Origin of the sequence: Microbacterium sp. Beta, from assembly GCF_005502545.1 — a bacterium.
GTDB lineage: Bacteria > Actinomycetota > Actinomycetes > Actinomycetales > Microbacteriaceae > Microbacterium > Microbacterium oxydans.
In genome coordinates this window covers 175107-188577 of record NZ_SCOG01000007.1, presented here as the reverse complement: position 1 = coordinate 188577, position 13471 = coordinate 175107, and the positions used below count along the sequence as shown (strand labels likewise).

Annotated in this window: 12 protein-coding genes; 6 read left to right on the top strand and 6 right to left on the bottom strand. The window is 68.7% G+C overall.

Features of this window, described 5'->3' with window-relative positions; translation table 11 throughout:
- Positions 1–49: 49 nt before the first annotated feature.
- Entirely contained in the window at positions 50–1576 is a 1527-nt protein-coding gene (locus FFS56_RS09790) for an HNH endonuclease signature motif containing protein (RefSeq protein ID WP_127012698.1), read from the bottom strand.
- Between the two features lie 968 nt (positions 1577–2544).
- Here FFS56_RS09790 and FFS56_RS09785 point away from each other — a divergent pair.
- Together FFS56_RS09785 and FFS56_RS09780 are read left to right on the top strand one after the other, a co-directional pair.
- Complete coding sequence (locus FFS56_RS09785; RefSeq protein ID WP_046747580.1) at positions 2545–3312, top strand: M23 family metallopeptidase; 768 nt, start codon at positions 2545–2547, stop codon at positions 3310–3312.
- A gap of 50 nt (positions 3313–3362) precedes the next feature.
- A complete protein-coding gene (locus FFS56_RS09780; protein WP_058632920.1) occupies positions 3363–3887 on the top strand; it encodes a GNAT family N-acetyltransferase in 525 nt (174 codons plus the stop codon).
- A 26-nt stretch (positions 3888–3913) separates the two neighbouring features.
- On the opposite strand, the gene FFS56_RS09775 is transcribed toward FFS56_RS09780, so the two are convergent.
- Entirely contained in the window at positions 3914–5365 is a 1452-nt protein-coding gene (locus FFS56_RS09775; RefSeq protein ID WP_127012699.1) for a gamma-aminobutyraldehyde dehydrogenase, read from the bottom strand.
- Between the two features lie 99 nt (positions 5366–5464).
- On the opposite strand from FFS56_RS09775, the gene FFS56_RS09770 reads away from it, so the two are divergent.
- Genes FFS56_RS09770 through FFS56_RS09760 form a run of 3 tightly spaced genes read left to right on the top strand, consistent with a single transcriptional unit; the run spans position 5465 to position 7708 of the window.
- The gene (locus tag FFS56_RS09770) at positions 5465–5932 is read left to right on the top strand and encodes an Lrp/AsnC family transcriptional regulator (RefSeq protein ID WP_046747577.1); all 468 of its coding nucleotides are present in this window, start codon (positions 5465–5467) and stop codon (positions 5930–5932) included.
- Positions 5933–5960: 28 nt separating this feature from the next.
- Positions 5961–7364, top strand: a complete 1404-nt coding sequence (locus FFS56_RS09765; RefSeq protein WP_127012700.1) for an FAD-dependent oxidoreductase — start codon at positions 5961–5963, stop codon at positions 7362–7364.
- The gene (locus tag FFS56_RS09760) at positions 7361–7708 is read left to right on the top strand and encodes a cupin domain-containing protein (protein WP_127012701.1); all 348 of its coding nucleotides are present in this window, start codon (positions 7361–7363) and stop codon (positions 7706–7708) included. Before FFS56_RS09765 ends, FFS56_RS09760 begins: the two co-directional genes overlap by 4 nt.
- 24 nt (positions 7709–7732) lie before the next feature.
- On the opposite strand, the gene FFS56_RS09755 is transcribed toward FFS56_RS09760, so the two are convergent.
- Together FFS56_RS09755 and FFS56_RS09750 are read right to left on the bottom strand one after the other, a co-directional pair.
- Entirely contained in the window at positions 7733–9241 is a 1509-nt protein-coding gene (locus FFS56_RS09755; protein WP_127012702.1) for a carboxylesterase family protein, read from the bottom strand.
- Between the two features lie 29 nt (positions 9242–9270).
- The gene (locus tag FFS56_RS09750; protein WP_127012703.1) at positions 9271–10578 is read right to left on the bottom strand and encodes an MFS transporter; all 1308 of its coding nucleotides are present in this window, start codon (positions 10576–10578) and stop codon (positions 9271–9273) included.
- A gap of 166 nt (positions 10579–10744) precedes the next feature.
- On the opposite strand from FFS56_RS09750, the gene FFS56_RS09745 reads away from it, so the two are divergent.
- Positions 10745–11314 carry a TetR/AcrR family transcriptional regulator gene (locus FFS56_RS09745; RefSeq protein ID WP_127012704.1) on the top strand — a complete coding sequence of 190 codons (570 nt, stop codon included), beginning with the start codon at positions 10745–10747 and terminating at the stop codon, positions 11312–11314.
- Between the two features lie 34 nt (positions 11315–11348).
- Here FFS56_RS09745 and FFS56_RS09740 read toward each other — a convergent pair whose 3' ends face one another.
- Both FFS56_RS09740 and FFS56_RS09735 read right to left on the bottom strand, forming a co-directional pair.
- Positions 11349–12299, bottom strand: a complete 951-nt coding sequence (locus FFS56_RS09740) for a site-specific DNA-methyltransferase (protein ID WP_127013014.1) — start codon at positions 12297–12299, stop codon at positions 11349–11351.
- 122 nt (positions 12300–12421) lie between these two features.
- Positions 12422–13471: a biotin/lipoate A/B protein ligase family protein gene (locus FFS56_RS09735; protein WP_046747571.1), complete on the bottom strand. Its 1050-nt coding sequence runs from the start codon at positions 13469–13471 to the stop codon at positions 12422–12424.

Genomic DNA, 13471 nt, shown 5'->3' with positions numbered 1-13471 from the left:
CCTCCACCTCCACCTCCACCATCACCAAAGGTTCCGCTGCCACCGGGTTTCATGTCCGCAGCAGCTCCTTGCGTCGAACCGTCGGTCGGGAACGAGCAGCGCTGGTCGATCGTGGTGTTCGCCATCGCCGGCTCGGATCCCACCAGGCAGGGCCGCGGACGGAGGGTGCGCCATGTCGCATCCGGATCTCCCATCCACTGGTGGGGCGGGTTCGGTGGTGGTGCCAGCACAGCGCGACGCCGTTGTCGGTATGAGTCGCTCCACCGCGGGCGTGCTCGTCCACGTGATGGATCTCGCACCAGGCCGCGGGCACATGGCAGCCGGGGATGAGGCATTCACGGTCGCGGAGAGTGATCGCCCGGCGTTGGTGGGCATTGAAGATGCGGTCGGAGGTGTGGATTCCGATGATGCGCCCAGCCGGGTCGAACAGGACCCGCTGCACGCCGCCCCCACACGCGGTGTGCGCGGCGACTCCGGTGGACACGGGGGTGTCGATCCCTTCGATGCGAGCCCATCCGGAACCTTTGGCGTAGTCCTCGGCGGTGACGGTGACGACCAGCGTCGGTGCGGCACCTCCCAGGCGGGGCGTGTCATCGTGACGTGCAGCGATGGAGAGCACGGCGGCGAGCGTGTCGTGCTGCTTCTGCGCGCGCGTCCGGGGGTCGATCGTCCGCACCGGGTCCTCGGATGGCAGGAAGCCATCATCCGCCCCCTCGGCGTCCGGCGAAGAGGTGTGCGCCGTGTCAGAGGGCCGGAAAGCGACACCAGGTCGCGGCGGGCCGTCGACCTTCGGGTTCAGGTATGCGTCGAAGAGGCGTCGCAGCTGTCCTGCGACCTCGGGGAGCAGCCCACCCCGGATCGGGATCACCCCGTCCTTGGCCCGACCGAGGACGATCCCCCGCGCCCGCATGGCGATCTCGTCCGCAGGCTCGGCACCATCCGGATCGAGGTACTGCACGATCACCTGCGCCAGCACCCGCAGGTCTTCCGGAGTCGCCGGAGGAGCGGTGTCGTCGTCGACCTCCGACTCCGCACCGCCGTGGTCATCCGCGCGCTGCTCGGTGACCGGAAGCCCGCGCGCATACGCCGCCAACTCCGCATCGGCCCGCAACCTGTCCGCCGTTCCCACCCTGGCGCCGGCCCGTTCGATCGGACCGATCGCCCCGAGAACCCCGTCGACCCCCACCGTCCCCTCGAGGAGGGACGCGCGCAATGCCGGCCACCGTGCCGGCAACCAGCCGCCCGACGTCAGATCGACCTCCCGCCGCACCGCCCGCGCGGCCTTCACGACCCGGGTGGCACCCGTCGCATCCACCCGCAGCACCCGCTGCAGAAGCTCGCCGACGGTTCGGCACCCGAAGAGGCCGCAGAACGCGAGGTCGCCCGAACCCGCCGGGCGTGACTCCACCGATGCGACGACCTCCACCACCACGGCCTCCACGCGCCGCTGCGCTTCACCCGCCATTCGCAGCAGCTCCATCTTCGATGCGTCGCTCAAACCCACCACTGCCTCGGAACGCAGCACCGCATCCAGGTCGGCGACGACCTGGATGAGCGCATCCACAGGAGTGTTCATACCCGAAGTCAACTCGGGGCCACCGACATTCATCCCGGGATAAGCCCAGTTCAGAGCAGTATTCCAGAACACAGATAGAGGCCTCCAACACTCCACAAAGCCGGTGGACTGCGAGTACTCCACAGCTGCCGCGCACCGAGAAGCCATGGCATCCCGAACACTCCGCACGGGATGCAGAATCGACACACCGCTGGCGTCACGCTCTCCGCGGATATCGACGGAGGACAGAGCGCGGCGAAGGCCACATCGATGCCGACGCGTCCGATCTCGATTTGACGCTCGCGAGATCACGAATTAAATTACAGATCGGTAACGGTGGCATCCGGGGGGATCGACCGCCGCGTACATCTGCCTCCCGGAAGGATCCCGTCACGAATTCCCTGCCCCCCGAGCGCGCTCACGAAGCCTCGGAAGCTCCGACAGAAGTCCCCGATCCGACTCGACCGCTTCTCCGTCGTCATCGTCGACGCCAGGCGACCGCAGACGCGCACTCCTCCCTTCCGTCGAACGCCGCCGACACGCTCCCCCTCGCCGACGCGACCTCTTCGTCCGCCGAAGCCCTCGTGCCCGAAGCAGGCCCCGCACCCGCAGCCGACCTCGTGCCCGAAGCAGACCCCGCACCCGCAGCCGGCCTCGCACCCGACGCAGACGCCGCGCCTGTCGCCCCGTCACTCAGGTCCTCGCGCGCACGCCGCAGAGCCGCGGCAGCTCACACAGCGACCGCAGCCGCGGACTCGACCCAGGACGAGACAGCCCTCCACTCGCAGGCGACGCAGACTCAGGCACGGTCTCAGACGAAGCCGACTCCAGCGACGGCACCGCGCGCAACGCAGCCCCAGACGACGGCACCCCAGACCGCGGCGCCCCAGACAACGCAGTCCCCGCCAACACAGCCCCAGACCACGGACCCCCACCCCCAGGCAGCACAGGCCCCCCGTTCCTGGGATCCTCGCCTGCGCCCCCGACACATGGCTCCTCGCGCGGCGTCGACTCCTCAGACCCGGGTCCGCCGCGAGAAGCGCACGTGGGCGAAGTCCAAGGCACTCGGCGCCACCCTGGCGATCGGGGTCCTGATCACCGGAGCCGCGCTTCCTGCATTGAACCCCACCAGCGGCCCCGCGGCTGCTGCCAGCGCCCCCGTCTCGACTCTTGCCGACGGAATGTCCCAGTCCTACACATCGAAGAACGAGATCCGGGCGGAGATCGCCCCGCGCGGCAACTTCTCGGCGACGACGCCCGAGGAGATCAAGGAGACGCGCTCCCGTGCCGCGGCCGCCGCGATCGCCGCAGGCATGCCGCTGGGAAGCGCGCTGGACATCCCCCTCGCCGGACGCATCGTGATGCCGATGGCCGACGGAACATACTCCTTCACCGACGGGTTCGGCGCCTCACGACCGGGTCGATCGCACCTCGGACAAGACTTCGCCGCGCCGGTCGGCACTCCGATCAACGCCGCCATGAAGGGCTGCGTCTCCCGATCGACGGAGAGCTACCAGGGCTACGGCGTGACGATCCAGATCGAGAGCATCGTCGACGGACAGGCCGTGAGCACCGTCTACTCGCATATGACCTACGGAAGCCGGGCTGTCGAGGTCGGCGACTGCGTCGACGAAGGCCAGTACATCGGGGACGTCGGATCGACCGGCTACGTCTTCGGGTCGTGCCTGCACTTCGAGGTCCACATCAACACCGTCGCCGTGGATCCCCTGCCCTGGCTCAAGAAGAACGTGAGCTGACCCGCAGCGTCCACCCCCTCCGGCCACGGCGATCCCCCTAGGCTGGATGGATGACTCCGCTGGTGATCCGCGACGCCCGCGCCGAAGATGCCGACAGCATCGCCGGCGTGCACGTCCGCTCCTGGCAGGCGGCCTACCGTGGACTCATCGATCAGTCCGTCCTCGACGGACTGTCCGTCGAGGAGCGAGCCGAGGGTTGGCGGCGCATCATCGCGGAGCCGCTACCCACGGGCCTCGGCACCCTCGTCGCCGTGCGGGGCGACCGCCTGGTCGGCTGGGCATCGCTGGGCTCCGGCCGCGACCCCGACGGGCTCGCCGACGGCGAGGTCTACGGCATCTACGCAGACCCCGCCGCCTGGTCGACGGGTGCGGGCCACGCCCTGCTCGAGGCGGCGGAGCAGCGGATCGCCGAGGCCGGGTACGCACGCGCGTACCTGTGGGTGCTCGATGGGAACGATCGCGCGGATGCGTTCTACGCACGCCACGGCTGGGACGAGGACGGCGCGGTCAAGATCGAGGAGCGCCCCCAGCTCACCCTGCGTGAGCACCGTCGTGTGAAGCAGCTCGCCCCCTGAGCGCCCGGGGCCCCTCGCCGGCCCCTTCAGTCGAGCGCACTCATCACGTGCTTGATGCGCGTGTAGTCGTCGAAGCCGTACTGCGAGAGGTCCTTGCCGTAGCCGGAGTGCTTGAATCCGCCATGGGGCATGTCCGACACGAACGGGATGTGCGTGTTGATCCATACGCACCCGAAGTCGAGGTCGCGCGAGAAGCGCATCGCTCGAGCATGATCGGTCGTCCACACCGAGGCGGCGAGCGCATAGGGCACGTCGTTGGCCATCCCCAGGGCCTCGGCGTCCTCGGTGAACGACTGCACCGTGAGAACGGGTCCGAAGATCTCACCCTGCACGACCTCGTCGTCCTGATGCACACCGGAGATGATGGTGGGCTCCCAGAAGTAGCCGCGATCTCCCCGGCGGCGTCCACCGGTCTCGATCGTCGCGTGCGCGGGGAGGCGGTCGATGAAGCCCTGCACCTGCGCGAGCTGGGCCGCACTGCTCAGCGGCCCGTAGAGCACACCGTCCTCGCGCGGCCCCCCGGTGCGGGCGTGCGTCTGCGCCCTCGCGACCAGCGCGGCGACCAGTTCATCGTGGAGTGAGGCGTGCACCAGCACCCTGGTGGCGGCGGTGCAGTCCTGTCCGCCGTTGAAGAAGGCGCCGGTGGTGATGCCCTCGACGGCCTTCTCGATCGAGGCGTCGGCGAACACGATCGCCGGAGCCTTGCCGCCGAGTTCGAGATGCACCCGCTTGACGTCGTTCGCCGCCGAGCGTGCGACGGCCATGCCCGCCCGCACCGAACCCGTGATCGCGACCATCTGCGGCGTGGGGTGCTCCACCAGGGCGACACCGGTGTCGCGGTCGCCGAGCACCACGTTGAGGGTGCCCACCGGCGTGTGAAGCGCGACGATCTCGGCGAGAAGCAGCGTCGTGAGCGGTGTCGACTCGGCGGGCTTCAGCACGACCGTGTTGCCGGCGGCGAGCGCGGGCGCGATCTTCCACACCGCCATGTTCAGCGGGTAGTTCCACGGGGTCACCTGGCCGATCACACCGACCGGCTCGCGACGCACGAACGAGGTGTGTCCGGCGAGGTACTCCCCCGCGGCCCTGCCCTCGAGGCTGCGGGCGGCACCCGCGAAGAAGCGCAGCTGGTCGATCGACTGCATGATCTCGTCCGAGACCAGGCTCGCGCGCGGCTTGCCGGTGTCCTGCGACTCGAGGTCGGCGAACTCGTCTGCGCGCGACTCCATCTCGTCGGCGATGCGGAAGAGCGCCAGCTGCCGCTCCCCTGGCGTGGTGTCGCGCCAGATCGGGAAGGCCGCAGCCGCAGCTGCGTAGGCGGCATCGACGTCGGTGACGTCCGACACCGGGAGCTCGCCGTACGCGTCTTCCGTGACAGGATCCAGAAGCGGCATCCGACCGGCGCCGTGTGCGGGCACGTACTGTCCGCCGATGAAGTTCTGCAACGGCGCTGAATCCTTCAGAAGATGAGTCGACATGGGGTCATGGTATCGACATCCCTGCGGAATCTGAAGATACCTCCCGTAGATTCGACTGAATCAGTTGCGGGATCACACATCCACTGACAATATCGACACATGAGCACGAAGCCGTCCCAGCCTGCCCTTGATGACATCTCGAAGCGCATCGTCGAACTGCTGCAGGAGGACGGCCGCCGCCCCTACGCCGAGATCGCGCGGGAGGTCGGGCTGAGCGAGGCCGCCGCTCGTCAGCGCGTGCAGCGGATGACCGAGGCGGGCATCATCCAGATCGTGGCGGTCACCGATCCGATGCAGCTCGGCTTCCACCGCATGTCGATGATCGGCATCCGGGTCTCCGGCAACCCGCGCGAGATCGCGCAGGAGCTCACAACGATCCCTGAGCTGGCCTACGTGGTCGTGACGCTCGGCACCTTCGACATCCTCGTCGAGGCGGTGTGCGAGAACGACGAGCACCTCATCGAACTCATCGCCACCCGCATCCGCACGATCCCCGGCATCACGCACACCGAGAGCCTGCTCTACGCCGGCCTGTACAAGGACCTCTACAACTGGGGCACGCGCTGACGCGAGCCTCCGAGGAACGGAGAGAACGATGGGCACCACCGTCTTCGAACGCCAACGACCTTCAGCGAGCGTCATCGACGCCTCGCTCCGGGACACCGCCCTGCGGGTGTTCTGGCTCGACGACGTCGAGCGGCCGACGCACCCGCCGTTGAACGGCACTGTCCGTGCCGACCTCGCCATCGTCGGCGGAGGGTACGCCGGACTGTGGACCGCGGTGCGCGCCAAGGAACGCGACCCCGAACGTCGTGTCGTCCTGCTCGAAGCCTCGCGCATCGCCTGGGCCGCCTCCGGGCGCAACGGCGGATTCTGCGAGTCGAGCCTCACCCACGGCCATGAGAACGGCGTCAGCCGATGGCCGGAGGAGATCGACCGGCTCGAGGAGCTGGGCCACGCGAACCTCGATGGGATCGGTGAGACGGTCGAGCGGTACGGCATGGATGCGGAGTTCGAGCGCACGGGTCAGCTGGCGGTCGCCGTCGAGCCGCACCAGGTGGACTGGTATCGCGAAGAGCCCGGCTTCCTCGACCGCGAAGCCGTGCAGGCCGAGGTGCACTCGGAGACCTTCCTCGCCGGAGACTGGGATCGCGACGGCTGCGCCATGGTGCACCCCGCCAAGCTCGGCGTCGAGCTGGCACGCGTGGCCGCCGACCTCGGCGTCGACATCCACGAGCACAGCATCGTCCGCGCGATCGAGGGCGACGGGTCCGGTCCGATCACCCTGGTCACTCCGGACGGCCGTGTGGTCGCGGACGCCGTCGCCCTCGGCACCAACGTCTTCCCCTCGCTCCTCAAGCGCAACCGGCTGATGACCGTTCCGGTGTACGACTACGTGCTGATGACCGAGCCGCTCTCGACCGCACAGCTGGCATCCATCGGATGGTCGAATCGTCAGGGTCTGGCCGACAGCGCCAACCAGTTCCACTACTACCGGCTCACCGAGGACAACCGCATCCTGTTCGGCGGCTACGACGCCATTTACCACTTCGGCGGTAAGGTGCGTGCGGAGTACGAGGACCGCATCGAGAGCCACCGCAAGCTCGCCTCCCACTTCTTCACGACCTTCCCGCAGTTGGAGGGTCTCCGATTCACGCACCGCTGGGCGGGAGCCATCGACTCGTCGAGCCGCTTCTGCGCGTTCTTCGGCACCGCCCGCAAGGGACGCGTGGCGTACGCGACCGGCTTCACGGGCCTGGGGGTCGGCGCGGCGCGTTTCGCCGCCGACGTCATGCTCGACAAGCTGTCCGGGGAGCAGACGGAGCGCACGGAGCTTCGGATGGTACGTGAGAAGCCCATCCCGTTCCCGCCGGAGCCCGCGGCGTCGATCGGCGTCAATCTCGTGCGCGCCGCCATGAACCGGGCCGACCACAACCAGGGCAGGCGCAACCTGTTCCTCAAGGCGCTCGACGCTGTCGGCATGGGCTTCGACTCGTGAACGGTCTCGCCGCGGGGAGTGCAGTGGATGTCGGGGCCCTGCCCCTCGCGCATGAGCCGCTGTCCTCCGACGACGTGCTCTCCGGCACGCCGACGACCGCGATCCGCGAGCTGGCGACGCTGGGCGGCATCGAGATCGGCGTCTGGGAGATGACGCCAGGCACCGCGACCGACACCGAGGCCGATGAGGTGTTCGTGGTGCTGTCGGGTCACGCCACGATCGCGTTCGCCTCGTCCGGGCTGCCCGATCTGGAGGTCGGACCCGGCTCCGTCGTGCGTCTCGCCGACGGAATGCGCACGACCTGGACCGTCACCGAGACCCTCCGCAAGATCTACGTCGCCTGAGTCCGCACCGAGGGCGCTCTCGAATCAGGTCGCGCGCAGCAGCGGACGCACGGACGCGTAGGCATCGGCGACGTCGCGCGTCGGCACGTCGTAGACCCGGGCGATGCCCACGGCATCCCGATGGCGCGGCCACCCGGGGTCACCTCCGGCGATGAACGCGACGGCCGCTCCGTGCACCTCGTCAGCCAGCTCCTGCGGAGGGTTCGGTCCGGCGAGTGGCTCCATGGCGGGGCCGTCGAGGCAGTCGAAGAAGAACGGCACGTCGAGGCAGTGCTCGGCGAAGCCGAAGTGCCCTGACGGCCAGGAGAACCGGTACAGCCAGGTGGGTGCCGAGCCGCGGTCGGCGAGCACGTTCAGCAGCGCCGTCCGGAACATCCGGTCGGTCAGCAGACGCCCGCCCAGGCGCGCTTTGCCGAGGCCGGCGATGTCGGCGTTCGCGGCGAGGTATTCCCTCCGTACGGCTTTCGGCAGTCCCAGCTTGTTCAGCAGGAGCGACCTCGGCACCCAGCGCAGCTTCTTCTCGGCCCCGGAGAGGACCATCGTGAACTCGTCGTCCGCCGCCCCGAGGACGAGCGGCTTGTCCGCGCCGACGCCGGCCCGCAAAGCCTCGCGCGTGGAGCGCGGCAGCAGATCACCGTCGACCGTCGGCCCGAGTGGGAGCCCCTCGTCGATCACGCTGCCCAGGGACGAGGGACCGAGCTCCGTGGCCTTCTTCTGCAGTTCGAGGATGCGTTCTTCGCGCAGCGACGAGAACCCAGCCACGGTCGGCTCGACCCCCGCCGCCGCGGCGAGCGCACGCCCGAAGGCCTCCGACCGGGTGGCACTCACATCGGCGAGCGCGCCCGAGATCGCGTAGACGCCGTGGAACAGGTGTTGCGCCTGCTCCATGCCGAGCAGGGTGAGCACCGCACCGCCGCCCGCGGACTGTCCGGCGATCGTGACGCGTGACGGATCCCCGCCGAACTCCGCGATGTTCTGCTGCACCCATTCGAGGGCGAGCAGCCAGTCGCGCACACCACGGTTCGAGGGCGCATCCTCGATCCAGCCGAAGCCGTCGAAGCCCAGCCGATAGGAGAGCGAGACCGTGACGACGTCGTCGCGGTTGAAGTTGCGGCCGTCGTACCAGGGGCTGGCAGGCGAGCCCGCGAAGTAGCCGCCGCCGTGGATCCACACGAGCACAGGGAGCCCGACCTCCTGCCCCGCGCGGCTCGGGTTCGGAGTGAACACGTTCACGTTGAGCGTGGCGTCACCCTCGATGCTCGGCTCGGGGATGAGCGTGACGCCGGGGTCTCCGCGCTGCGCGGTCGCCGCGAACTCGAGCGCATCGCGCACGCCCTCCCACGGTGCCTTCGGCACGGGCGCCTGGAAGCGCAGCGCACCGATCGGTGCTTCGGCGAACGGGATTCCGAGGAAAGCCGCCGATCGGGGATTGCCCCGCCCTCCCGTGGTCGGACGCCAGCGGCCACGCACTCGTCCCGCGGCCGTGGCCACCTCGACGAAGTCGGCGGTCGTCTCGGAATCGGTATCGGTCATGACAGTATTCTCCCGGTCATTCCCGGTCATCAGCGCACTCCCTTGATCGGCGCGGTCGCCACGGCGGCGAGGATCACGAACACGATCGCGAAGACGAACAGCATCGCGTAGCCTCCGAGCGCCGTGATGATGACACCGCCGATCGCGGGGCTCAGGGCCTGCGGCACGTTGGTCGCCACGTTCAGGATGCCGAGGTCCTTCCCCGCGGAGACGCCCTCGTTCGGCAGCACCTCGGTCATCAGCGCTGCATCCACCGACATGTAGAGCCCGAAGCCGACCCCGTTGATGATGCTCATCAGGATCATGCCGGTCATGTTCGGCTGCAGCAGCGGCATCGCCAGCCCTGCCACCATCACGACGGATGCGGCGTAGATGAAGACCTTGCGGCGACCGACCCTGTCGCTCCACCACCCGGAGAGACCGATGGCGACCAGGGTCGGGATGAAGGCCACGAGGGTGAGCGTGACGACGGCGCCCTGGGCCTCCGCCAGGGGCAGCCCGATGTAGTCGGTGAGCATGTAGAGCTGGTACGAGCTGACGACGAAGTAGCCGAGGATCAGCAGGAACCGCGCCCCGAACGCCCAGGCGAAGTCGGGGTGGCGGCGCGGATCGATCCAGAAGCCCCGGAAGAAGGCGCCCCATCGGAACGGGGCCACCGCGGCGTGCTTCGACGACCAGTCGCGGTTCACCACGGCGAACAGCAGCGCCGCCACGATCACGGCACCGCCGAACGCCGCGTAGCCGATGCCGATCTGCGCGGCGAACGCCCCGGCGAGCATGATGCCCACCGTCATGCCGACCTGCGTGCCGATACCGATCATCGCGCTCGCGCCGCCGCGCTTAGACCGCGGGAACCTGTCGGCGGTGATGGCCGTCAGCGGAGCCTGGAAGAAGTTCAGCGCCACCTGGATGATGACCCAGAACACCGTGATCCAGAGGATGTCGGTCAACGAGCCCATGCCGAACAGGAAGATGCCGCCGATGATCGCGCCGAGCACCATCCACGGCACCCGGCGTCCGAACCGCGAGCGCGTGCGATCGCTCAACGCCCCGACGATCGGCTGCGCGAACAGCGTGAAGACGAAGGAGATCGTGGTCACGACGGCGAGGTTGCCGACCTTGTTCGCCTCGTCGATCATCAGTACCTGGCTGGGCAGCAGGATCGCGATGAGTCCGCCGTAGGTGGCGAACAGGGTCAGCGAGGCGATCAGCAGGCTGGGCAGCAGCCGCCGATTCGCGGGCGGACTCGCCGCCGGTTCCCCCGCGGCGGGCGGAACGGCGCGGATGGTGCCAGTCGGGGCGACTTCAGCGGCGGGGTCGAGCGGGGACACGGACATGTCGGCTCCTCGTTGAGCGTGATCGGGTCGGTGAGCGTGATCAGGTCAATACCAAACGATGTTTGGTATTCGTCGGACATGCTGACAGATCGTCGACTGTCCGCGCAAGCGTTTCACGAACGTTGTTTGGTTTTTGTGATCCGAGCGTGACGGTTACCCTGGAGCGATGGCTACACGGGGGGCATACGCGAAGGGCGTCGCCAAGCGCGAGGAGATCCTCGAGGCCGCACTCGCCGTCGTGGCCGAGCACGGCTACCGCAAGGCGTCGGTCCGGGAGATCGCGGACGCCGCCGGACTCAGCCCGGCGGGCCTGCTGCACTACTTCGGCAGCAAGGAGGAGCTGTTCGTCGCGATCCTCCGCGCCAGAGACGACCGCGACGAGCAGCACTACGCCGGCGAAGACGCCTCGGCCGCGTTCCTCGCGGTCATCCGTCACAACGCATCCGTCCCCGGTCTCGTGCAGCTCTACGCGCAGTTGGCCGCCGAAGCCGGGGATCCTGCCCACCCCGCCCACGCCTACTTCCGCGAGCGCACCGAGCGCATCGAGACCTTCACCCGCGCTCAGCTCATCATCGACCAGGAACAGGGGCGGATCCGCGCCGACCTCGACCCGGCATGGGTCGTCCGCACCCTGCATGCCTTGGCCGATGGGCTGCAGGCTGCGTGGATGCTCGATCCCTCGCTCGACATGGCGGCAGAGATCGAGCGGTTCCTCGTGCTGCTCCGCCCCTCCTGACGGAACGGTCGCGGCTACTCCGGCCGAGTGTGGTTCAACGAAGCGACGTCACCTCGGCGTGCGGCATCCGCGTCTTCATTATCCTGACGGCCTCGGGGTTGTCGTCGACCAGCACGGCGTCGCGTCCGAGGGTCGAGGCCACCGCTCCCGTCGTCCCACTGCCCGCGAAGAGGTCGAGCACACGGTCGCCAGGACGACTCGACGCCGTGACGATGCGCCGCAGGATCCCCTCGGGCTTCTGCGTGGGATAGCCGGTCTTCTCCCGACCGGCGGTGGGCACGATCGTGTGCCACCACACGTCGGTCGGCAGTTTGCCGCGCGCCGCCTTCTCGGCGGTGACGAGCCCAGGCGCCATGTACGGCTCGCGGTCGACCTCGTCGGAGTTGAACACGTACCCTCGAGGGTTCTTCACGTACACCAGGATCGTGTCGTGCTTGGTGGGCCAGCGGCTGCGCGACTTGGCGCCGTAGTCATACGCCCAGATCAGCTCGTTGAGGAAGCAGTCCCGCCCGAACACCGCGTCGAGCATGACCTTCGCGTAGTGCGCCTCCCTGTAGTCGAGGTGCAGGTACAGCGTGCCGTCGTCGGCGAGCAACCGCCAGGCCTCTTCGAGCCGTGGCATCAGGAACGAGCCGTAGTCGTCGAAGCGGTCGTCATAGGCGCGCAGCATCCCGCGCACCCGCTCGTAGGCGTGTCCGTGGAAGCCGTGCCGCACCTCGGTGTCAGCGGCCGGCGCGGTCTCTCCCGGCTCCGGTGAAGAACTCCGCAGATCCGTGCCGGTCACCCCCACGAGGTCGTGGATCCCCGGGACCGGTTCCGTGGCCGGCACCGGTTCTTGAGGAGTTCCCAACATCCGCCGTGCGGTCACCACCTGCCGCTCCTGCGTGCGGCCGGTGTTGAACGGCGGGTCCAGGTACACAAGCGTGAACGAACCGGAAGGCAGGGTCGCGGCGACGGCGAGGTTGTCGCCCTCGACGATCGTCACCGCACCCGGTACGAGCGGCTGCGGTACGACCGGCTCCGGCACGACCGGCTCTGACACGGACACGGTGTCTGCCACGACGTCAGGGGTGTCCGCCGCAGGGGGGAGGTGAGGGGCCGGCGCCGTCACGGCACCCGATGCAGCCAGGCCTCGGTGGCGAACTTCGATTCGACGAGCGCCTCGGCGGCGGCGTACTCGTCGGCCGAGATCGACCCGGTCTCGGCGTCGGTCAGCGAGCGGAAGGTGTCCTTGAACCGTTCGATGATCTCCGCGCGCTCGAGGCCGGTCTGGCTGCGCAGCGGGTCGACGCGCTTGGCGGCAGAGGCGGTTCCCTTGTCGCTGAGCTTCTCCCGTCCGATGCGCAGCACCTCGGTCATCACCTGACCGTCGATGTCGTACGACAGGGTCGCATGGTGCAGCACTCCGCCGTTCGCCAACCGCTTCTGGGCGGCGCCGCCGATCTTGCCGGTCGGGCTCGCGATGTCGTTGAGCGGCTGGTAGACGGCATCGATGCCGAGCGAACGCAGCGCCTGCAGCACCCAGTCGTCGAGGAAGGCGTAGGAATCGGCGAAGGTCATCCCCGCCACGAGTGAAGCCGGTACGTACAGCGAGTAGGTGATGATCTGCCCCGCGGCCATGAGCATCGCCCCGCCGCCCGAGATACGACGGACGACGTCGAATCCGTGCTTCGCAGCTCCCTCGGGGTCGACCTCGTTGCGGTACGACTGGAACGATCCGATCACCACGGCAGACTGGTCCCACTCCCAGATGCGCAGGGTGGGACGGCGACGCCCCTCGCCGACGCGGGAGGTGAGCACCTCGTCGAGCGCGAGGTTCATGCGTGGCGACGCAGCCTTCTCGTGCACGATCTCCCAGTCGAAGTCGCGCCACCCAGGGGCGGTCACGAGTGCGCGACGCACCGCGGTTCCGACAGCCTCCGGTGTGAACCCGAGCAGCTGTGCCCCGTCGGGCAGCGCGGCGCGGACGGCTGCGGCGATCGCCGTCGCGTCCGATTCCACGGGCAGTCCGTCGACGGCGGCGTTGATGTCGTCCAGCGCCGAGTCGGGCTCGAGGAAGAAGTCGCCGGCGAGCCGGAAGCGGGAGATCCGGTCGTCCTCGATCTCGAGGTCGACGACGACGAGCTTTCCACCTGGGACCTTGTATTCACCGTGCAC

What these genes read in the sequence shown, in the direction of transcription:
- FFS56_RS09790 (WP_127012698.1), bottom strand. Translation starts at nt 1,576, where the DNA reads ATGAACACTCCTGTGGATGCGCTCATCCAGGTCGTCGCCGACCTGGAT.
- FFS56_RS09785 (WP_046747580.1), top strand. Translation starts at nt 2,545, where the DNA reads ATGGCTCCTCGCGCGGCGTCGACTCCTCAGACCCGGGTCCGCCGCGAG.
- FFS56_RS09780 (WP_058632920.1), top strand. Translation starts at nt 3,363, where the DNA reads ATGACTCCGCTGGTGATCCGCGACGCCCGCGCCGAAGATGCCGACAGC.
- FFS56_RS09775 (WP_127012699.1), bottom strand. Translation starts at nt 5,365, where the DNA reads ATGTCGACTCATCTTCTGAAGGATTCAGCGCCGTTGCAGAACTTCATC.
- FFS56_RS09770 (WP_046747577.1), top strand. Translation starts at nt 5,465, where the DNA reads ATGAGCACGAAGCCGTCCCAGCCTGCCCTTGATGACATCTCGAAGCGC.
- FFS56_RS09765 (WP_127012700.1), top strand. Translation starts at nt 5,961, where the DNA reads ATGGGCACCACCGTCTTCGAACGCCAACGACCTTCAGCGAGCGTCATC.
- FFS56_RS09755 (WP_127012702.1), bottom strand. Translation starts at nt 9,241, where the DNA reads ATGACCGATACCGATTCCGAGACGACCGCCGACTTCGTCGAGGTGGCC.
- FFS56_RS09750 (WP_127012703.1), bottom strand. Translation starts at nt 10,578, where the DNA reads ATGTCCGTGTCCCCGCTCGACCCCGCCGCTGAAGTCGCCCCGACTGGC.
- FFS56_RS09745 (WP_127012704.1), top strand. Translation starts at nt 10,745, where the DNA reads ATGGCTACACGGGGGGCATACGCGAAGGGCGTCGCCAAGCGCGAGGAG.